This window comes from Streptomyces sp. BI87 (assembly GCF_025957665.1).
GTDB lineage: Bacteria > Actinomycetota > Actinomycetes > Streptomycetales > Streptomycetaceae > Streptomyces > Streptomyces albidoflavus.
The window spans coordinates 2,470,530-2,489,953 of sequence record NZ_CP110079.1 but is presented as its reverse complement, the minus strand read 5'-3'; the positions used below and the strand labels follow the sequence as shown (position 1 = coordinate 2,489,953).

Below are 19,424 nucleotides of genomic sequence, written 5' to 3'. Positions count from 1 at the left end.
GTCAGGAGCCCGCCATGCCCGCCACCCCCGCACCCGCCACGACCCCGCCCGCCCCCGCGCCACCCGCCGGGCCCCGCCCCCTGGACGCCGCCCGCGACCAGCTCCAGGCGGCCCTGACCGCCCGCCACGCCGCCCTCCCCGAGGCCGGACGCGCCCTGCTCCCGGCCCCGTCCGTGGTCCCGCTCGGCGCCGCCGACACCCTCGGCACCGGCGCCCCGGACCCGTACGCCGCCGCGCGTCCGGCCGCCACCGTCCATCTCACCTCCCGTGCCGTCCTCACCGGGCCGTGGCTGCCCGAGGGCGCGGGCCCCGAGACCGCCGGGGCCTGCGGCCAGTGCCTGGCCATGCGGTGGCAGCGGCTGCGGGGCCGCACCGAACGGGAGGCGCTGGAGCGGCGGCACGTCCCGCACGGCGCCACCGGCTGGCCGGTCCTCACCGACTGGGCCGTGGACGCCGTCTGGGCCGCGTACCGGGCCGTGCACCGGCCGGGCCGGACCGCCCCGGAGGCCGAGGAGCCCGCCGACCGGACCCTGCCCCGGGTCACCCGCACCGACCTGGTCACCCTCGCCACCGCCACCTTCCCCCTGCTGCCCGACCCGCTCTGCCCGGCCTGCGTCACCCCGCGCCCGGACTCCGCCGACACTGCCCGCCTCACCCTCGCCCCGGCCCCCAAGCCCGACCCGGGCACCTACCGCGTACGCCCCCTCGGCGCCTACGCCCTGCCCGTCGCCGCCCTCGCCAACCCGGTCTGCGGCGCCCTCGGCTCCGACACCTGGATCAACCCGGCCTCCACCACCACCGCCCCCGTCGCCGGCACCCACTTCGTCCGCGGCTACGCCGGACTCACCGACGTCACCTGGTCCGGCCAGGCCAACCGCACCGCCACCAGCCGCCGCCTCGCCTTCCTGGAGGGCCTGGAGCGGTACGCCGGCACCCACCGCCGCCGCGGCACCACCCCCGTCCTCGGCAGCTACCACCAACTCGCCGCCGACGCCCTGGACCCGCGCACCTGCGGGGTGTACGCCCCCGAGACGTACGCGAACGACCCCCTGGTCAGCCCCTTCGACCCGGACCGCGAGATCCCCTGGGTCCGGGGCCACTCGCTGCGTGACGACCGCCCCGTCCTCGTCCCCGCCCGGCTCGCCCACTACAGCGCGGGCGTCGACGCCGACAACTTCGTCTTCGAGTGCTCCAACGGCTGTGCCACCGGCTCCGGCCTCGCCGAGGCGATCCTTTTCGGCCTTCTCGAACGCGTGGAACGCGACGCGTTCCTGCTCGCCTGGTACGGCCGCGCCCGGCTCACCGAGATCGACCTCGCCACCCTCACCGACCCCGAGGTCCGCGCCATGACCGACCGGGCCGCCCTGCACGGCTACGACATCCACGTCTACGACACCCGGATGGGCCCGCCCGTCCCCGTCGTCACCGCCCTCGCCGTCCGCCGCGACGGCGGCCCCGGCACCCTCGCCTTCGCCGCCGCCGCAGGCTTCGACCCCGCCGAGACGGTCGCCTCCGCCCTCTCCGAGGTCCTCACCTACATCCCGCACCTGCCCTACCAGGTCACCGAACGACGCGCCGAACTCAACGCCATGGCGGCCGACTTCACCCTCGTACGCGAACTCAAGGACCACGCCCAGCTCTACGGCCTCCCCGAGATGGCGCACCACGCCGCGCCCTTCCTCGACCCCCTGGACCGCCTCCCGCTCGCCGACGCCTTCGCCGACTGGGACGCCGTCCGCCCCCGCACCGGCGACCTCCGCGACGACCTGGCCCTGCTCACCGGCGCCCTCGCCGGCGCGGGCCACGACGTGATCGCCGTCGACCAGACCACCCCCGAACAGGCCCGCGCGGGACTCAGTACCGTCGCCACCGCCGTCCCCGGCCTGCTCCCCATCGACTTCGGCTGGACCCGGCAGCGCGCCCTGACCATGGACCGCCTGCGCACCGGGCTGCGCACCGCCGGACGCCGCCGCGACGACCTGCCCGCCGACGCCGTTCACCTCGCCCCGCACCCCTTCCCGTGACCGCATTGGCGGCCCACGACGCACGAAGGCCCCTGACCCGGCGGTGGACGCCGCCGGGTCAGGGGCCGTACGCGCGATCGGCCGGATCAGGCCGAGCAGGAGGTGGTGCTGGTGGTGCTGGAGCAGGTCGACGTCGAGGAGCAGGACGTCGAGCCGGCGAGCACGACCTCGGCCGCGTCCGAGTAGTCCGAGATCTCGAAGGTCTCCGACTCCAGCTCCAGGATCTCGTCGGCGAGGGTGGCCAGCTCGGTCTTGGGGGTCATTGCGTACTCCCTGCGGTCCCAGGGGCCCACCGGCCGCTCCGGCGGAACTCACCTGCTGCCGCCATCCCAGCCCCACCCGCTGTCAGATCCGCCGCCACCCCGCTGTCACCGGCTGACAGTGGCCTGACAGCGGAACGAGACGCCCCTGACACGGCCGCGCCGCACGCTGCCCGGACGGCCCCGTACCTGAGGACGGAGAGGTGACGCCCGTGGCCGCCCCCGAGACCCAGCCGCCCCGCGCCGAGGTGAAGTCCGCCGTCGAGCTGTACCTCGCCCTGCACCGCGCCCCCGAACTCTCCGGCGCCGAACACGCCACCGCCGCCCTGCTCGCCGAGCGTCTCACCGCCCTCGGCCTCACCGTCCACCGCGGCCTCGCCGGTGCCCCCTCCTTCCTCGCCGAACTCCGCAACGGACCCGGCCCCACCGTCCTGATCCGCACCGAACTCGACGCCCTCCCCGTCACCGAGGCCACCGGCCTGCCCTACGCCTCCGCCGTCCCCGGCGCCATGCATGCCTGCGGCCACGACCTGCACGCCGCGGCCGCCCTCGGCGCCGCCGCCCGCCTCACCGCGACCCGTGCCGGGTGGCGAGGCCGCCTGCTGGTCCTCGGCCAGTCCGCCGAGGAGACCCTGACCGGCGCCCGCGCGCTGGCCGACGACGGGCTGTACGACCGGTTCGGCCGCCCCGACGCGATCCTCGCCCAGCACGCCGCCCCGCTCCCCGCCGGCACCGTCGCCCACGCCACCGGCGGCCCCCTGATGGCCGGCAGCCGCACCCTGGACGCCGTCCTGCACGGCCGCGGGGGCCACGCCGCCACCCCGCACCTCGCCGCCGACCCGCTCCTGATGGCCGCCTCCGCCGTCCTGCGCCTGCACACCCTCACCGCCCGTGAGACCGCCCCCGCCGAAGGCGCCGTCCTGACCGTCGGCACCCTGCACGCCGGAACCCGCGCCAACGTCATCCCCGACCGCGCCACCCTCTCCCTCTCCCTGCGCGCCTTCACCGAACCCGCCCTCGACCGGCTCCACGAGGCCGTACGCCGCGTCCTGGACGCCGAGAGCGAGGCCGCCGCCGCACCCCGCCCGCCCGAACTGACCCTCACCGCCCGCTCGCCCGTCCTCGCCCCGGACCCCGCCCTCACCGCCGCCCTGCGCACCGTCCACGCCGAACACCTCGGCCCGGGCCGCGTCCTGGCCGCCGCCCCCTCCCCGGCCACCGAGGACCTCGGCCATCTCGCGACGCTCCCCGACGGCACCCGCGTCCCCCTCGCCTACTGGATGCTCGGCACCACCCCCGCCGCCACCTGGCGGGCCGCCGCGGCGGAGGGCCGCACCGTCCCCGCCAACCACGCCCCCGACTTCGCCCCCGACCTCCGCCAGGCCCTCCCCACCGGCATCACCGCCCTCACCGCCGCCGCCCGCCACCTCTTCGCGGCCGGCCCGCCGATCGTGGGAGCGGTCCCGCACCGCTCGGAGGCCACCTCATGACCCCCCGGCCCCCCGCCCACCCCGTACCCGCCCTGGACGTCACCCTCCACCGCGCCGACCCGGCCGCCCCACCCGGCCAGATCACCGTCATCCGCCTGCTCGCGCTGTTGCCGCCCGACTGGTGCTGCCAGCCGGACGCGGGCACCGACCAGCTCCGCCTGCGGGTCCGCCCCGTACCCGCCGAGCCGGGGCCGGCGCTGGCGCGGGCCCTGGCCGATCCGGCGCTGATCGGGTGGGGGATGGCGGGGCAGGGGGCGTCAGTCCGCTGAGCCGGGCGGCGCCTCCCAGAGCCCGGCCAGGTGCGCGTGGAGCACGTCGTACGCCTCGTCCGGGGTGAGGTGGCCGACGAGGACGTGTGTGGTGAGGCCGTCCGCGAGGGCCAGCAGGGTGCGGGCGGCGCGGCGCGGATCGGGCGGCGCGGGAGGGCCGGAGTCCTCCAGGGCCTCCCGGACCAGCCCGGTGAACGCCTCCTGGAGCCGGGCGTAGTCGGCCCGCAGGGTCCGCGCCAGCGCCGGGCTGACGGCGGCCTGGGCGACGAAGGCGAGCCAGACCCGGGCCTCGGCCCGGTCCTTCTCTCGCAGCAGGGCGGTCTCCTCGGCGGCGTGGCCCAGCGCGGTGCGGGCCGACTGGGCCGGGCTCTCGACGAGGCGGGCCCGTACCCGCCCGGTGACCCGCTCGCCGATCTGCCCGAGAGTGAAGGCGAGCATCTCCTCCTTGGTGCGGAAGCACCGCTGCACCGCCCCCATCGACACCCCGGCGCGGGCCGCCACGTCGCGCAGGGTCACCCCTTCCAGCCCGTGCTCGTCGGCGAGCCGGCAGACGGCCCCGGCGATGAGGCGGCGCCGTTCCGCGTGATCCACCTGCTTGGGCATGCCCGTTTCTCTCCCCTCGTCCCGCACTCCGCTCGCCCGCAGCTTATTCGATGCGCACGTATCTGTTCAGGGGTTACGGTGGCGATCCGATGCGACCGCATCGGAACGACGGAACACGCCCCGGAACGGAGAGATGTGCAGGACGACGCCCTGTGGAGGATGACGGCCACGGCCCAGGCCGCGGCCGTGCGCGGCGGGCAGGTCTCGGCCGCCGAACTGACCGACAGCCACCTCGCCCGCATCGAGGAGGTCAACCCGCGGGTCAACGCGGTCACCCAGCTCTGGGCGGACCGCGCCCGCGAGGAGGCGGCCCGGCTGGACCGCGGGCGGGCGGCGGGCGAGGAACTGGGCCCGCTGGCCGGAGTGCCCTTCACCGTGAAGGAGAGCACCCCCGTCGAAGGCGTCCCCACCACCTTCGGCGCCGAGCGCTTCCGGGACCTGGTGGCCCGCGCCGACGCGCCGCCCGTGGCCCGGCTGCGTGCCGCCGGGGCGATCCCCGTCGGGCACGGCAACATCCCCACCATGATCCTCGCGGGCATGCACACCCGCAGCGAGCTGTTCGGCGACACGGTCAACCCGTGGGACCCCGCCCGCACCCCGGGCGGCTCCAGCGGCGGTGACGCCGTGGCCGTGGCGACCGGTATGGCGCCGCTCGGGCTCGGCAACGACTCCGGCGGGTCGGTGCGCGTCCCGGCGCAGTTCTGCGGCGTCGCCGGACTCAAGCCGACCACCGGCCGCTTCCCCGCCGACCACCGCGTCCTCGGCCCGGACGACCCCGGCCTCGCCTCCCAACTCCTGGTCACCGACGGCCCGCTGGCCCGCAGCGTGGCCGACCTCCGGCTCGCCTACGAGGTACTGGCCGGCACCGACCCCAGGGACCCGCGCGCCGTACCGGTCCCCGCGTACGGGGAGCGCCTCCCCGGCCCGCTCCAGGTCGCGGTGGTGACCGACCCCGGTGGCCACGGCGTCCACCCCTCGGTCCGCCAGGCCGTCGACCGGGCGGCCGACGCGCTCCGCGACGCCGGGTACGAGCTCCGCGAGGTGCCGGACGTGCCCCGCCTCGACGAGGCCCTGGAGGTGTACGGGCGCGTCACGGTCACCGAGTTCGCGCCCTCCTGGCCGGTGGTGCGCACCCTGCTCGGCCCCGGCGGCGACCGCTACATCGCCGCGGCGATGGAAGAGACCCCGCCCGCGACCGCCGGGGAACTGACGGCGCTGACGGGAGCCTGGCTCGGCATCCGCCGCTCCTGGGCCGAGTTCCTCGACGCGTACCCGCTGCTGCTCGGCCCGGTCTTCACCGAGCCGCCGGTCGAACCGGGGCTGGAGTCCCGGGACCGGGCGGGCCGCGAACGGGTCGGCTCGGGGATGCGGCTGTGCACGGCGACCAGCTTCGTCGGCGTACCCGGCGTGGCCGTCCCCACGGGACTGGTGGACGGACTCCCCAGCGGGGTGCAGATCGTCGGGCGCGCCTTCCGGGAGGACCTGTGCCTGGAGGCGGCCCAGGCGATCGAGGACCGGCTCGGCGTCCTCACCCCGCTCGACCCGCGCCCCTGACTCACACCCACCCCCGCTCCCGCGCCAGCAGCGCCGCCTGCGCCCGGCTGGCCGCCCCCAGCAGCTGCATCAGGTCGGCCACGTGCCGCCGGTACGTCCGCACCGACACCCCCAGCTCCCGGGCCCCCGCCTCGTCCTTGCCGACCGAGCACATGGCCAGGAGGACCCGGCGTTCCATCTCGCTCAGGGGGCTCTCGCCGTGCTGTCCCGCCGCGGCGTCCAGAGGGGCGGCCTGGGCCCAGATCTTCTCGAAGAGGGCGATGATGTTGGCGACCAGGCCGCTCTTGTGGGCCAGCAGGGCGCCGCGTGCGGTGTCGCGAGGGTCGAGGGGGACCAGGACGGTGCGGCGGTCGTAGACGAGGAGGCGTTCGCCGGCCTCGCCCTCCTCGGCGACCCGGATGTGGGCGCCGGCGGCGGCCAGCTCGCGCAGGTAGGCGGCGGTCGGCGGGTCGGCGAGGGCGGAGCGGCGGACCACGTTGCGGATGGTGACGCCGCGGGCCAGGCAGCGCAGGTCCAGGGGACGGGAGCGGGCGATGTTCTCCGGGGAGAGCCGCGTGTAGGGCTCCACGGAGAGGATTTCCTCGCGTGCGAAGAAAGCCAGGTCCTCGATGCGGCCGCGGATCGCCGCCAGCCCCTCGATCTGCTCGATGCCCTGCGGGGCGGCGGTCCGCGCCCCCTGTTCGGCCCGCAGCCCGTCCACCACGTGCCGGGACCGGGTGACGCGCCGCAGATCCTGGTGCAGCTCGTGCAGCCGCCGGTCGGTGAGGCGGGAGACGGCCTGCTCGGGGTCGGCCGGGAGCACCCGGCCGTCCGGCCCGGCGGGCAGCAGCAGGCCCAGCTCGCGGAGGCGGTCCAGTGCCCGGGCCGCGTCCTTGTCGGCCCGGTCGGCGGTGCGCAGCAGCAGGTGCACATCGTCGGCGGAGGTCCCCGGATTGCGCAGGAAATGCCGGTACAGCTCCTCCTCGGTCGCGGAGAGCCCGAAGACGGCCATCTCGTTGTCACCCACGCTCTGCCCCCGGCTGCGTCATGGGCCGACGGCACTTTCCGGAAATTGTCCGGGCCCGTGCCGCGACGGTCGAGGTTTTTTCGGCACAGAGTAAGCGCTCGCGCGCCGCGCGGGGATGGGGCCGGTGCGAATTGTGTGCGAAGAGTGAGCCAACCGTGCCCGGTTCCGCATGAACCCCGGGGGCCTTCCGTCCGTACGGTACGCGGATGGGTACCCAGTGCGAGCGGGACGCGACGTACCGTGCCGGACGCGTGCGCCGGCGGCACGTCGTACGCTGGAGACCCCCGGCCCGTTGGACGTGTCGGGCACTCGCGTGTTCCCCGGCGGCGTGACGACTCCGCCCCGGCGGCGCCCCCGCGGCGTGAAAGCGCCGGGCACGCGGTGGACGACGACCACGACGCGCACGAACGAGGACGGATTCCCCACATGAGCCTGCACGGACTGCTCGACGCGGTGACCGAGGACCCGGCGCTGACCCAGGCGCTGAAGGCGGCCGGGGACGGGCACCTCCTCACCGCCGACCTGGTCGGCCCGCCCGCAGCCCGCCCCTTCACCGTCGCCGCCCTCGCCCGCGAGACGGGCCGTACCGTGCTCGCCGTCACCGCCACCGGCCGCGAGGCCGAGGACCTGGCGGCCGCCCTGCGCACCCTGCTCCCGCCGGACGGCGTCGTGGAGTACCCCTCCTGGGAGACGCTGCCGCACGAACGGCTCTCGCCCCGCTCCGACACCGTCGGCCGCCGCCTCGCCGTGCTGCGCCGCCTCGCCCACCCGGACGCCGACGACCCCGAGACCGGCCCGGTCTCCGTCGTCGTCGCCTCCGTACGCTCCGTCCTCCAGCCGCAGGTCAAGGGGCTCGGCGACCTGGAGCCGGTGGCGCTGAAGGCCGGGCAGACCACCGACCTGGAGGAGGTGGTGCGGGCGCTGGCCGCCGCCGCGTACTCCCGGGTGGAGCTGGTCGAGAAGCGCGGCGAGTTCGCCGTGCGCGGCGGCATCCTCGACGTCTTCCCGCCGACCGAGGACTACCCGGTCCGCATCGAGTTCTGGGGCGACGAGGTCGAGGAGATCCGCTACTTCAAGGTCGCCGACCAGCGCTCCCTGGAGATCGCCGACCACGGCCTGTGGGCCCCGCCCTGCCGCGAACTCCTCCTGACCGACCAGGTCCGCGAGCGGGCCGCCGCCCTCGCCGTCGACCACCCCGAGCTGGGTGAACTCCTCGGCAAGATCGCCGAGGGCGTCGCCGTCGAGGGCATGGAGTCCCTGGCCCCCGTCCTCGTCGACGAGATGGAACTCCTCCTCGACGTGCTGCCGAAGGGCGCCATGGCCCTGGTCTGCGACCCCGAGCGGGTCCGCACCCGCGCCGCCGACCTGGTCGCCACCAGCCTCGAATTCCTCCAGGCGTCCTGGGCCGCCTCCGCCGAGGGCGGCCAGGCCCCCATCGACGTCGGCGCGGCCTCCCTGCGGGGCATCGCCGACGTCCGCGACCGCGCCCGCGAACTGGGCATGATGTGGTGGTCCGTCTCGCCGTTCGCCGCCGACGAGGAGACGTACGACGGCGACACCTGGCAGCTGGGGATGCGCGCCCCCGAGACGTACCGGGGCGACACCGCCCGCGCCCTGGCCGACACCAAGCGGTGGCTGGGCGAGGGCTGGCGGACCGTCTTCGTCACCGAGGCGCACGGCCCCGCCGCCCGTACCGTCGAGGTGCTGGGCTCCGAGGGCGTCCCGGCCCGGCTCGACGGCGACCTCGGCGAGATCAGCCCCTCCGTGGTCCACGTCGCCTGCGGTGCCATCGACCACGGCTTCACCGACGAACGCCTCAAGCTCGCCGTCCTCACCGAGACCGACCTCTCCGGCCAGAAGGCGGCCGGCAAGGACGGCCAGCGGATGCCCACCCGGCGCCGCAAGACCATCGACCCGCTCACCCTGGAGCCCGGCGACTACATCGTCCACGAGCAGCACGGCGTCGGCCGCTACATCGAGATGGTCCAGCGCACCGTGCAGGGCGCCACCCGCGAGTACCTCCTCGTCGAGTACGCCCCCGCCAAGCGCGGCCAGCCCGGCGACCGCCTCTACATCCCCACCGACCAGCTCGAACAGGTGACCAAGTACGTCGGCGGCGAGGCCCCCACCCTGCACCGGCTCGGCGGCGCCGACTGGACCAAGACCAAGGCGCGCGCCAAGAAGGCCGTCAAGGAGATCGCCGCCGACCTCATCAAGCTCTACTCGGCCCGGATGGCCGCCCCCGGCCACGCCTTCGGCCAGGACACCCCCTGGCAGCGCGAACTGGAGGACGCCTTCCCGTACATGGAGACGCCCGACCAGCTCTCCACCATCGCCGAGGTCAAGGACGACATGGAGAAGACGGTCCCGATGGACCGCCTGATCTGCGGCGACGTCGGCTACGGCAAGACCGAGATCGCGGTCCGCGCCGCCTTCAAGGCCGTCCAGGACGGCAAGCAGGTCGCCGTCCTCGTCCCCACCACCCTCCTGGTCCAGCAGCACTTCGGCACCTTCTCCGAGCGGTACGCGCAGTTCCCGGTGAACGTCCGCGCCCTCTCCCGCTTCCAGTCGGACGCCGAGGCCAAGGCCACCCTGGAGGGGCTGCGGGACGGCTCCGTCGACATCGTCATCGGCACCCACCGCCTCTTCTCCTCCGAGACCAAGTTCAAGGACCTCGGCCTGGTCATCGTCGACGAGGAGCAGCGGTTCGGCGTCGAGCACAAGGAGCAGCTGAAGAAGCTCCGCGCCAACGTCGACGTCCTCACCATGTCCGCCACCCCCATCCCGCGCACCCTGGAGATGGCGGTCACCGGCATCCGCGAGATGTCCACGATCACCACCCCGCCCGAGGAGCGCCACCCGGTCCTCACCTTCGTCGGCCCCTACGACCCGAAGCAGATCGGCGCCGCCATCCGCCGCGAACTCCTCCGCGAGGGCCAGGTCTTCTACATCCACAACCGGGTCGAGTCCATCGACAAGGCCGCCGCCCGGCTGCGCGAGATCGTCCCCGAGGCGCGGATCGCCACCGCCCACGGCAAGATGTCCGAACAGGCCCTGGAACAGGTCGTCGTGGACTTCTGGGAGAAGAAGTTCGACGTCCTGGTCTCCACCACGATCGTCGAGTCCGGCATCGACATCTCCAACGCCAACACCCTCATCGTCGAACGCGGTGACAACTTCGGCCTCTCCCAGCTCCACCAGCTCCGCGGCCGCGTCGGCCGGGGCCGCGAACGCGGGTACGCCTACTTCCTCTACCCGCCCGAGAAGCCCCTGACCGAGACCGCCCACGAACGCCTCGCCACCATCGCCCAGCACACCGAGATGGGCGCCGGCATGTACGTCGCCATGAAGGACCTGGAGATCCGCGGCGCCGGCAACCTCCTCGGCGGCGAGCAGTCAGGACACATCGCGGGAGTCGGCTTCGACCTGTACGTCCGCATGGTCGGCGAGGCCGTCGCCGACTACCGCGCCGCCCTCGACGGCGGCGTCGAGGAGGAACCGGCCCCCGAGGTCAAGATCGAACTCCCCGTCGACGCCCACGTCCCGCACGACTACGCCCCCGGCGAGCGCCTGCGCCTCCAGGCGTACCGCGCCATCGCCTCCGCCACCACCGAGGACGACATCCGCGCCGTCCGCGAGGAACTCACCGACCGCTACGGCAAACTCCCCGAGCCCGTCGAGAACCTCCTCCTCGTCGCCGGCCTCCGCATGCTCGCCCGCTCCTGCGGCGTCGCGGAAATCGTCCTCCAGGGCAACAACGTCCGCTTCGCCCCCGTCGAACTCCGCGAGTCCCAGCAACTCCGCCTCAACCGCCTCTACCCCCGCACGGTCATCAAGGCCAACACCCACCAGATCCTGGTTCCGCGCCCGACGACCGGGAAGATCGGGGGGAAGCCTGTGGTGGGGCGGGAGTTGCTGTCGTGGGTGGGGGAGTTCCTGACTTCGATTCTGGGGTCGTAGGGGGCGTGGGGCCGCCCCCCGTCCTCACTCCGGTCGCGGACCGGGGTGTGCGGGTGGCCCCTCGGCGCGTAGCCGGAAGGTCAGGTCCAGGAGTCCGCGGGCATGCGTGGCCAGGGTGAGGACGGGGGAACGTTTGAGGGCGAGCGCCCTGCTCGCGGCGCGTACCGCTGCCACCACGGCAGGATGGGTCGCCTCGTCGTAGCTCTCGCACAAGGCCCGCAGCCCGGCGGTCAGCTGACGGGCCTGACGCGTGGAGAGGCCCTGCCCTGCCAGGACGGCGTCCGCAGTGACCGACAGCCTGTGCAGCGCCTTCATGCAGAACAGATCCGGGTCTGGCCACCGGTGCGAGGCGCCTGCGGCGTTCATCGGGGCACCGTCCCGCCCAGAGGGAGGAACGCGCACATCTTCTTGCCCGTTGCGACCTGTTCCCAGGTCGTACGAGCTCCGAGCGCGTTGACGAGGAACAGACCGCGCCCGCTTTCGGCTTCCGGGTGGGGAGGCGGTGCGGGTGGCCCAGCGGGGAGGTTTCCTCCGTCAGTCACCTCGACGGACAATCCGCCGCACGGGTGGACGCTCAGCCGCAGCAGAAGTGCGGTGTCTTCCGGCGATGAACCGTGCTCGACGGCGTTGGTGACCAGCTCCGAGACGATCAGTACGGGAGCATCCAGCTCTCCCCGGTAGCCGAGCCGGGGGAGCAGCCTTCTCGCGGCCGCTCTCGCCTCTCGCACCGCCCTCCGGTCCGGCCGGAACTCTCCGGACCATTCGCGGACCCTGGCTGCGGAAGCTGTCGTACTCAAGCCCGTCCTCCTTGGACGCGGAACCCAGAAGAAATCGCTCTGCGCACGCCTCGAGCGACGCTGGGTGACCGTACTGCTTTTCGCGAATTCCAGCAAGGTAGGGTGAGCTGTCTGGAACGGTCGCCTACTGTGTGGTCCCGTAGATTGCGCGGGGAGAGCCGAGAGGACGGTGGGTCGTGGGCGACGCCGAGAGGGCCAGTACTTCCGCCCGGTATCTCGCGGCAGGCGGTGCCGGGGGTGACGCGTGGGCGGCCGAGGCTCGGGCAGAGGGGCGGCGCGGGACGCAGCGCATCGTCCAGGCGGGCGAAGTTCCCGCGCCCGAACTCGTCGCCGGGCGGCTGGGACTGGAGCCCGGCCAGCCGGTGATCGCCCGCCGCCGCATCATGTACGCCGACGACGAGCCCTGCGAGCTGACGGACACCTACTACCCCGCGTCGATCGCCCGGGGGACCGCCCTCGCCGGAACGGCCAAGATCCGCGGGGGAGCGGTACGCCTGCTCGCGGAACTGGGCCACGTCGGCACCTGGGTCGAGGAGGACGTCACGGCCCGCCTCCCCACCCCGGACGAAGCGGCCACCCTCGCCCTCTCCGGCTCCGAACCCCTGCTCCAGCTCGTCCGGCTCACCGAGGACGCCGAGGGGCACCCCGTCCAGCTCGACGTGATGGCGATGGCACCGAGGCGGCAGCGACTGCGGTACCGGTTCAGGGCGGGTGACCGTGACGCGCGGTGAGGAAGGCGGCGTGGACCCGCGTTCGCTGCACGAGCGGATCGCGGCGGACCTGCGGGCGCAGATCCTGAGCGGTGACCTCGCGCCCGCGTCGGCCCTGCCCTCGACCGCACAGCTCAAGAAGCGCTTCGACGCGTCGAACGCCACGATTCAGAAGGCGTTGCAGCTTCTGAAGAGCGAGGAGTTGGTGGTGGGCCGCGCCGGTGCCTCGGTGACGGTCAGGGCGCGCAGGCAGCGAACGGTCCGGCCGTCTTCCTACCTGGCCGCCGGAGCTTCCGGTACGCCGTCCCGCTGGCTGGCGGAGACCGACGACGAGACCCCACCGGCCCGGAGTGAACTCCTGGACGTCGCCGAGTGCGTGCCTCCGGCCGACGTACGAGCGGCCCTCGGGACGGGCGAGCCGGACCTGGCCGTCCGTCGCCGCCAGCTTCTCCTCCTGGGCGAGGACCCGGCGGAGCTGGTCACCTCGTACTACCCGGCGGCGCTGGCGCGGGGGACGGCTCTGGCCGTACGCCGCAAGATCCGTGGCGGAGCCCCGGCCGTCCTGGCGGAGCTGGGCGTACCACCCCGGCGCTGCGTCGACCGCGTCTCGGCCCGCGTGCCGACCCAGGAAGAACACCGGCTGCTCCGCCTGCCCACCGGTCTGCCGGTACTGCGGACACTCCGGGTGGCCTTCAGCGCCGACGGAACGCCGGTGGAGGCGACGGTGATGGTCAAGGCGGGGCATCTGTACGAGCTGGAGTACGGGTTCGGGGTGGCGTGACGTCCGCGCGACGGGCACGCGTGGTGCTCCGGTCGCACACGCAGCCGGTTGCTGCGGAAGCCGGTGCAGGGCCCCGTGGCCCGGTTCAGCCCGGAAGCGCGTCCCCGAGTTCGGCCAGCTCGCGCGGGGTCAGCGTGAGTTCCACGGCTCTGGCGGAGTCGGTGATGGAGGACGGGCGGCTCGCTCCCGGGACCGGGATCATCGCCGGGGAGCGGGCGAGCAGCCAGGCCAGGGCGAGCCGCTGGGGGCTGACGCCGTGTCCGGCGGCGATGCGGTGGAAGGCGGTGGCGGCGGGGGCCAGGCCGGAGGGGCCGTCGAGGGAACTGCGGGAGATGCCGCCGAGCGGGCTCCAGGGCAGGAAGGCCAGTCCCAGCTGTTCACTCAGCCGCAGCTCGGGCTCGCTGTCCCGGACGGCGGGCGAGTAGCGGTTCTGTACCGAGACGAGTCCGTCGCCCAGGATCTGATGGGCCTGGCGGATCTGGTCGGTGGTGACGTTGGAGATGCCGACGGCACGGACGGTGCCGGCGTCGAGCAGCTCGCGCAGCGCGCCGACGGAGTCCGCCCAGGGCACGGCCGGGTCCGGCTTGTGCAGTTGGTACAGGCCGATCGCGTCGACGCCCAGGCGCCCGAGGGAGGCCTCGGCCGCTCGCTTGAGGTGGTCGGGGGTGGCGGTGACGGTCCAGCTGCCGTCGCCCGGGCGACCGCGGCCGCCCTTGGTGGCCACCAGGACATGGGAGGTGTCGGCGCCGTAGCGGGCCAGCGCGCGGGCGATCAGCAGCTCGTTGTGGCCCGCCTCGGCGGCGTGCCAGTGATAGCTGTCGGCGGTGTCGATGAGGGTGACCCCGGCGTCGAGGGCGGCGTGAAGGGTGGCGACCGCCCGCGCCTCGTCCGGGCGGTGCTCGATGGACAGCGGCATGGCGCCCAGGCCGATGGCGCTGACGGCGGTGTGCGCGAGGGTGCGGTACTTCATGGCGGCCTGATTCCTCAGTCGGTGGGAGCGGCGGGTAGGGCGAGAGCGGCGGCGACGGCGCCGGGCAGCCAGTCGGTGGTGCGGGAGAAGGCGAAGCCCAGTTTCTTCGCGCGGGCGTTGCTCATGGCGTAGTGACGGTCGAAGGAGAACGGCGAAGCCTTCTCGCCCGCCGGGACGATCCGGTGGACGGCCTTCCGGCCGGCCTGTGCGGCGACGATCCCGGTGAGGCCGCGCACGTCGAGCGGACCGTCGGAGCAGGCGTTGACCGGGCCGGTGAAATCCGCGGTGGCTGCCCAGGACAGCAGATCCGCCAGTTCCTCGTGGTGGATGAAGACCGTGGGCAGCGCAGGGGCGTGCACCGCGATGTCCTCGCCCCGGCTGACGCGCCCGGTGTAGTGCGCCAGCCGACCGGTGAACTCCTGCGCGCCGCCGCCCAGAACATGCGCGCTGCGCACCGAGGCGAAGGCGAAGCCCGCGGTGCGGGCGAAGACGGCCTCGGCCTGCCGCTTGCCCTCGGCGTAGTGGGCGTCCAGGTAGGCGTCGTCGTGCCAGGGGAGGTCCATGGCCACCCGCCAGCCGGCCGGGTCCACGCTCTCCTCCGGTACGGGGGTCGACGGGGGTACGGGCGGCAGGGCGGCGGTCGCGGGGTCGTAGACCTCGATGGTGGAGGTCATGGCGTAGCGCCGGGTGCGGCCGGTGAAGGCGCGGGCGGCGATCGCGGCCTGCACCGGGGTGTAGCAGACCTGGTCCACCACGACGTCGAAGGTGCGGGTGCCGAGTGCGGCCGTCAGGGCCGCCTCGTCGTCGCGGTCGGCGACGAGACGGGTGACGCCGGCGGGTGGCGCGGTGGAGCCGCGGTTGACGACCGTGACCTGGTGGCCCGCGTCACGCAGACGTTCCACCAGGAGCTTTCCGAAGTACCGGCTTCCGCCGATGACGCAGATCTTTGACATGTCCCCATCTTGGGGAGCTACCGTCACCAGCAGAAGTCCTCACTTGCTGGACGGGTATGAAGGAAAACTGTTGATCGATGTGCAGCGGCTCCGTGTCCTGCGGGCGGTGGCGGAACACGGCAGCTTCAATCAGGCAGCCACGGCTCTCCACCTCACCCCCTCGGCCGTCTCCCAGCAGGTGGCGGCCCTGGAACGCGGACTCGGGACCCAGGTCGTCGCACGCAGCACCCGGGGCGTCACGCTCACTCCGGCGGGCCGGATCATGGTCGGCGCCGCCGAATCCGTCGCCGCCGAACTCGAACACGCGCAACAGCGGATCGCCACCCTCAGCACCGGCCGCACCCAGCTCACCGTCGCCGCCTTCACCAGCGGCGGCAGGCTCCTGCTGCCCGCCGCCCTGCCCCGGCTCATGGCCGCTCACCCCCGCACCGTGCTCCACATCAGGGAGGGCGAGCCCGAGGAGATTCTCCCCCTCGTCCGCCAGGGCGCCGTGGACCTCGCCCTCGCCTACCACTTCGACGGCCCGCTCCCCGCCGGACCGGGCCCTCGCTCCAGCCTGACGTGGACGCCGCTTCTCGAAGACCCCCTGCACGTCGTCCTGCCGCAGGGGCACCGGCTGGCCCGCCAGGACGCGCTCGACCTCGCCGACCTGGCGGCCGAACCCTGGGTGCTGGGCTGTCTGAAGACCGAGGCGTACCTGCGCCGCTACGCCGAGCGGGCCGGCTTCGACCCGGAGATCCGCGGGACCACCACCGACTACTTCTTCGCCCGTTCCCTCGTCGCCGCGGGCCTGGGAATCTCCCTGATCCCGTCGATCGCGCTGGCCCCCGAGATCCCGGGACTGAGCACCGTCCCGATCGTTCCCCCGGGCCCGGTCCGCCACATCGGCGTCGCCACGCTCGCCGGCCGCGACCAGCCCCACGCGACGACGCTCGTGCACGCCCTCCGTGAGCAAGCCGACGCGACACCGGCCGAGTTGCTCCGCCACGGGCCCGTCGGGGTCCGGCGGCGGAGCACCTCCTGAGCCCTGCGGTGACGGCAGTACACCGTGGCCCCGGCCGGGCACCCGCCGTACCTCCGGCCCGGACATGAGCGCGCTGCGGTCCCCTTCACCCCACCCGCGGCTCCCGCATCCCGTCGATGATCCGCGTCCAGTTGTCACCCCCGTGACCGTCCTCCACCGCCCGCCGGTAGTGCCCGAGGATCGTGCTCGGCAGGGCCAGGTCCAGGCCGAGCGTCGCGCTCGTCTCCAGGATGTGGTCGGCCGTCGCGCCCATCATCGTGACCGTGCTGAGGTCGCCGGGGTGTTCGCCGGCGTCGAGGGCGGCGCCGGGGCGGTCCTCGCCGGCGGTCATCATGGCGCCGATGGTGTCGGCGGTGAGGAAGAGTTCGGGGAGGGCCTGTTCGGCGGTGATGCCGGCGGTGCCGAGCAGGGCGGTGGCGTGCATCAGGCCGGAGAGGGCGGTGAGGAAGACGGTGAGGTGGGCCTGGTACATGAGCTGGGCGAGGCCGGGGTCGGTGCCGAGGTACTTGGGGGCGCCGATGACCGCCAGTGCGGCCCGGTGGCGCGTCAGGACGTCCTCGTCCCCGCTGTAGTAGACGTACGCCTCGTCCGTGCCGACCATCGGGGCCGGGTTCATGACGCCGCCGGTGAGGAAGGCGGCGCCGTGCCCGGCGGCCCAGGTGACGGCCTCCCGGGAGCGGTCGGGGGTGTCGGAGCTGAGGTTGACCAGGGTGCGGCCGGAGAGGGCGGCCGTGGCGTCGGTGAGGATGTCGTACATCGCCGGGTAGTCGGTGAGGCTGAGCAGGGTCAGCGGGCTCGCCTCGATGGCCTCGCGCGGGGTCGTCGCGCGCTTCGCCCCGTCGGAGACGACGCCGTCGGCGCGGGAGGCGGTCCGGTTCCAGACGGTGACCTCGTTGCCGGCGGCGAGGAGGGTACGGACCATCGCCCGGCCCATCGGGCCGAGGCCGATCACCGTGACAGGGGTGGGAAGTTGAGCGGTGGGGTGCGGGTTCTCCTGGTGTGCGTTCACGGCTCCATGCTGTGGGGGCGCGACTAGGATCGTAAGTACCCACTATTTACTGCGGTACTTACCTTTTGGTGCGTGAGGGGAGCAGGGGTATGGCGGCCAGAGCCAAGGCGCCGCGTGTCGGGCCGTATCTGTGCGGCATCGACGCCGCGTTCGACGTACTGAGCGGGAAGTGGAAGGCGCTCATCCTGTGGGAGCTGCACGCCCACGGCGTCCGCCGTTTCGCCGAACTGCGGCGCGGGGTACCGGGGGTCAGCGAGAAGATGCTCACCCAGCACCTGCGGGAGATGGAGGAGGACGCCCTCGTCCACCGCGAGGTGTACGCCGAGGTCCCACCCCGCGTCGAGTACTCCCTGACCGAGCACGGCCACACCCTCAACGAGGCCCTGGGGGCGCTGGGGGCCTGGGGCGAGGAGCGGATTCGCCGGGAGGGGTGCGAGGTGGTGGGCGGGGGGGGTGCCTCTATGTCTTTCGTCAAGGCATCCCTGTCGGGTTTGGGGTGGTTCGGGGTTGCTGGGGTTATGCGGCGAGCTCGACGTTTTTCGGTGTCCGGGGTTCGTAGAAGGTGCCGTCGCGGAGCATGGCGAACAGGACGCTGATGCGTTGGCGAGCGAGGCGGAGGAGGGCTTGGGTGTGGGTTTTGCCGCGGGCTCGCTGGCGGTCGTAGTAGGTGCGGGAGGCGGGGTCGGCGTTCATGCAGGCGAAGGCGGAGAGGAACATGGCGCGTTTGAGCTGCCGGTTTCCGCCTCGGGGTGCGTGTTCGCCGTGGATCGAGGTCCCGGACGACTTCGTGGTCGGGGCGAGGCCGGCGTAGGAGGCGAGGTGGGCGGCGGTGGGGAAGCTGGTGCCGTCGCCTACGGTGACCAGTAGGACTGCGGCGGTCCTGACGCCGACGCCGGGCATCGACGTCAGGACCGGGGAAAGAGGGTGGGCCTCCAGCAGGGTGTTGATCTGGGCTTCCATGGCACGGCGCTGGGTGTGGACGGAGGCCAGCGAAGCGGCCAGGGAGGGCACGACGGTGTCGAGGGTGCCGGTGCCGGGGACGACGACGGTCTGCTCGTCGAGGGCGTCGAAGACGTCGTCGATTAGGCGCTGTGCCATGCGCGGGGCCTTGGGGCGGATCAGTTCGACGAGTAGGCGGCGGCCAGCCTTGCGCAGGGCGGCCGGGGAGCCGTGACGTTCCAGGAGCCAGGTGACGGCCTGGTGGTCCAGGCGGGGGCCCAGGACGCGTTCGAGGCTGGGGTGGAACTGGGTGAGCAGGCCGCGTATCCGGTTGGAGGTGCGGGTGGCTTCGGCGGCGAGGTCCTGGTCGAAGCCGGTCAGCACGGTGAGTTCGGCGGTGATCTCGTCGGTGAGTTCCAGGCAGCGCAGGGTGTGCGGCATGGTCCGTGCGGCGTCGGCGATGACGGCGGCGTCTTTGGCGTCGGTCTTGGCCTCGCCGGGGTAGAGGTCGGCGATGCGGCGCATGGCCAGGCCGGGCAGGTAGGCGACGCGGCAGCCGGCGTCGCGGGCGACGGTCAGCGGGAGGGCGCCGATGGAGGCGGGCTGGTCCACGATGACCAGGACGGTGCCGAACTTCTCGGTCAGCTTGTCGAAGACGGCCCGCAGTTTCGGCTCGCTGTTGGGTAGCGGTTTGTCGAAGATTTTCTTCCCGGCCGGGGTGAGTCCGTGGCCGTGGTGAGCGGTTTTGCCGACGTCCAGGCCGAGGAACACGCCCACGTCTTCGATCTCGAACATCGCGCCCTTTCCGGGGATGTTGACGGTGCCGGCCTCGGCTTGGGTGTCGTGCTCGCGCATCCACGTTATGCAGACCTGCCGCCCGCGAACCGTCCGGCATTGCGCCGGACCAGGCGGTGGCCGGACCTCTGATCAGCGTCTCCGACGAACACCCCCGGACCCTGGCGACACCACCCCCCAGGTCATCACGTTCGACAGGGGGCAACAGTCATACCGGGCCCGGAGGCCAGCGGCCCCGTTGCAGGACCACGAAAAACATAACGGGGGGGGGAAGCGGTCG

General features: G+C 73.6%; 17 protein-coding genes and 1 pseudogene. 9 read left to right on the top strand and 9 right to left on the bottom strand.

Features of this window, described 5'->3' with window-relative positions; translation table 11 throughout:
* The first annotated feature begins 14 nt into the window (after window positions 1-14).
* The gene (locus OIM89_RS10665) at window positions 15-2,024 is read left to right on the top strand and encodes a TOMM precursor leader peptide-binding protein (protein ID WP_264491182.1); all 2,010 of its coding nucleotides are present in this window, start codon (window positions 15-17) and stop codon (window positions 2,022-2,024) included.
* An 86-nt stretch (window positions 2,025-2,110) separates the two neighbouring features.
* On the opposite strand, the gene OIM89_RS10660 is transcribed toward OIM89_RS10665, so the two are convergent.
* Entirely contained in the window at window positions 2,111-2,287 is a 177-nt protein-coding gene (locus OIM89_RS10660) for a thiazolylpeptide-type bacteriocin (RefSeq protein ID WP_026048345.1), read from the bottom strand.
* 200 nt (window positions 2,288-2,487) lie between these two features.
* Between OIM89_RS10660 and OIM89_RS10655 the strand changes: the two genes are divergently transcribed.
* Window positions 2,488-3,774 carry an amidohydrolase gene (locus OIM89_RS10655; protein WP_257203781.1) on the top strand — a complete coding sequence of 429 codons (1,287 nt, stop codon included), beginning with the start codon at window positions 2,488-2,490 and terminating at the stop codon, window positions 3,772-3,774.
* Window positions 3,771-4,043, top strand: a complete 273-nt coding sequence (locus tag OIM89_RS10650; RefSeq protein ID WP_030698665.1) for a hypothetical protein — start codon at window positions 3,771-3,773, stop codon at window positions 4,041-4,043. Before OIM89_RS10655 ends, OIM89_RS10650 begins: the two co-directional genes overlap by 4 nt.
* Here OIM89_RS10650 and OIM89_RS10645 read toward each other — a convergent pair.
* Window positions 4,032-4,646 carry a TetR/AcrR family transcriptional regulator gene (locus OIM89_RS10645; protein WP_030698666.1) on the bottom strand — a complete coding sequence of 205 codons (615 nt, stop codon included), beginning with the start codon at window positions 4,644-4,646 and terminating at the stop codon, window positions 4,032-4,034. The two genes, OIM89_RS10650 and OIM89_RS10645, sit on opposite strands and share 12 nt — an antisense overlap.
* Window positions 4,647-4,781: 135 nt before the next feature.
* On the opposite strand from OIM89_RS10645, the gene OIM89_RS10640 reads away from it, so the two are divergent.
* Entirely contained in the window at window positions 4,782-6,200 is a 1,419-nt protein-coding gene (locus OIM89_RS10640; RefSeq protein ID WP_264491181.1) for an amidase, read from the top strand.
* Window position 6,201: 1 nt separating this feature from the next.
* Here OIM89_RS10640 and OIM89_RS10635 read toward each other — a convergent pair whose 3' ends face one another.
* The gene (locus OIM89_RS10635; protein WP_030698668.1) at window positions 6,202-7,206 is read right to left on the bottom strand and encodes a LuxR family transcriptional regulator; all 1,005 of its coding nucleotides are present in this window, start codon (window positions 7,204-7,206) and stop codon (window positions 6,202-6,204) included.
* A gap of 426 nt (window positions 7,207-7,632) precedes the next feature.
* Between OIM89_RS10635 and mfd the strand changes: the two genes are divergently transcribed.
* A complete protein-coding gene (gene mfd, locus OIM89_RS10630) occupies window positions 7,633-11,166 on the top strand; it encodes a transcription-repair coupling factor (RefSeq protein ID WP_047468165.1) in 3,534 nt (1,177 codons plus the stop codon).
* A gap of 24 nt (window positions 11,167-11,190) precedes the next feature.
* Here mfd and OIM89_RS10625 read toward each other — a convergent pair whose 3' ends face one another.
* Window positions 11,191-11,532: a hypothetical protein gene (locus tag OIM89_RS10625; RefSeq protein WP_030698670.1), complete on the bottom strand. Its 342-nt coding sequence runs from the start codon at window positions 11,530-11,532 to the stop codon at window positions 11,191-11,193.
* Window positions 11,529-11,963: an ATP-binding protein gene (locus OIM89_RS10620; RefSeq protein WP_078858148.1), complete on the bottom strand. Its 435-nt coding sequence runs from the start codon at window positions 11,961-11,963 to the stop codon at window positions 11,529-11,531. Before OIM89_RS10620 ends, OIM89_RS10625 begins: the two co-directional genes overlap by 4 nt.
* Before the next feature lie 176 nt (window positions 11,964-12,139).
* On the opposite strand from OIM89_RS10620, the gene OIM89_RS10615 reads away from it, so the two are divergent.
* Together OIM89_RS10615 and OIM89_RS10610 are read left to right on the top strand one after the other, a co-directional pair.
* A complete protein-coding gene (locus OIM89_RS10615) occupies window positions 12,140-12,694 on the top strand; it encodes a GntR family transcriptional regulator (RefSeq protein ID WP_030698671.1) in 555 nt (184 codons plus the stop codon).
* 10 nt (window positions 12,695-12,704) lie between these two features.
* Window positions 12,705-13,454 (top strand): GntR family transcriptional regulator, encoded by a 750-nt coding sequence (locus OIM89_RS10610; protein ID WP_030698672.1) that lies wholly within the window; start codon window positions 12,705-12,707, stop codon window positions 13,452-13,454.
* An 85-nt stretch (window positions 13,455-13,539) separates the two neighbouring features.
* Here OIM89_RS10610 and OIM89_RS10605 read toward each other — a convergent pair whose 3' ends face one another.
* Together OIM89_RS10605 and OIM89_RS10600 are read right to left on the bottom strand one after the other, a co-directional pair.
* A complete protein-coding gene (locus OIM89_RS10605; protein WP_030307888.1) occupies window positions 13,540-14,424 on the bottom strand; it encodes an aldo/keto reductase in 885 nt (294 codons plus the stop codon).
* 14 nt (window positions 14,425-14,438) lie between these two features.
* Window positions 14,439-15,377, bottom strand: coding sequence for an NAD-dependent epimerase/dehydratase family protein (locus tag OIM89_RS10600; protein WP_030307890.1), 939 nt, complete (start codon window positions 15,375-15,377; stop codon window positions 14,439-14,441).
* Between the two features lie 70 nt (window positions 15,378-15,447).
* On the opposite strand from OIM89_RS10600, the gene OIM89_RS10595 reads away from it, so the two are divergent.
* Entirely contained in the window at window positions 15,448-16,401 is a 954-nt protein-coding gene (locus tag OIM89_RS10595) for a LysR family transcriptional regulator (RefSeq protein ID WP_051720697.1), read from the top strand.
* 85 nt (window positions 16,402-16,486) lie between these two features.
* On the opposite strand, the gene OIM89_RS10590 is transcribed toward OIM89_RS10595, so the two are convergent.
* On the bottom strand, window positions 16,487-17,410 hold the full coding sequence (locus tag OIM89_RS10590; protein WP_151168323.1) for an NAD(P)-dependent oxidoreductase: 924 nt from the start codon (window positions 17,408-17,410) through the stop codon (window positions 16,487-16,489).
* Between the two features lie 89 nt (window positions 17,411-17,499).
* Here OIM89_RS10590 and OIM89_RS10585 point away from each other — a divergent pair.
* Window positions 17,500-17,856: pseudogene (locus OIM89_RS10585) on the top strand (winged helix-turn-helix transcriptional regulator); the annotation flags it as partial.
* 70 nt (window positions 17,857-17,926) lie between these two features.
* Here the strand turns inward: OIM89_RS10585 and OIM89_RS10580 are convergent.
* Window positions 17,927-19,144 (bottom strand): IS110-like element ISSgr1 family transposase, encoded by a 1,218-nt coding sequence (locus OIM89_RS10580; protein WP_264491782.1) that lies wholly within the window; start codon window positions 19,142-19,144, stop codon window positions 17,927-17,929.
* Window positions 19,145-19,424 lie beyond the last annotated feature (280 nt).

Coding starts and splice junctions, on each gene's coding strand:
- OIM89_RS10660 (WP_026048345.1), bottom strand. CDS start 2,287: ATGACCCCCAAGACCGAGCTGGCCACCCTCGCCGACGAGATCCTGGAG.
- OIM89_RS10580 (WP_264491782.1), bottom strand. CDS start 19,144: ATGTTCGAGATCGAAGACGTGGGCGTGTTCCTCGGCCTGGACGTCGGC.
- OIM89_RS10625 (WP_030698670.1), bottom strand. CDS start 11,532: ATGAACGCCGCAGGCGCCTCGCACCGGTGGCCAGACCCGGATCTGTTC.
- OIM89_RS10645 (WP_030698666.1), bottom strand. CDS start 4,646: ATGCCCAAGCAGGTGGATCACGCGGAACGGCGCCGCCTCATCGCCGGG.
- OIM89_RS10665 (WP_264491182.1), top strand. CDS start 15: ATGCCCGCCACCCCCGCACCCGCCACGACCCCGCCCGCCCCCGCGCCA.
- OIM89_RS10600 (WP_030307890.1), bottom strand. CDS start 15,377: ATGTCAAAGATCTGCGTCATCGGCGGAAGCCGGTACTTCGGAAAGCTC.
- OIM89_RS10650 (WP_030698665.1), top strand. CDS start 3,771: ATGACCCCCCGGCCCCCCGCCCACCCCGTACCCGCCCTGGACGTCACC.
- OIM89_RS10605 (WP_030307888.1), bottom strand. CDS start 14,424: ATGAAGTACCGCACCCTCGCGCACACCGCCGTCAGCGCCATCGGCCTG.
- mfd (WP_047468165.1), top strand. CDS start 7,633: ATGAGCCTGCACGGACTGCTCGACGCGGTGACCGAGGACCCGGCGCTG.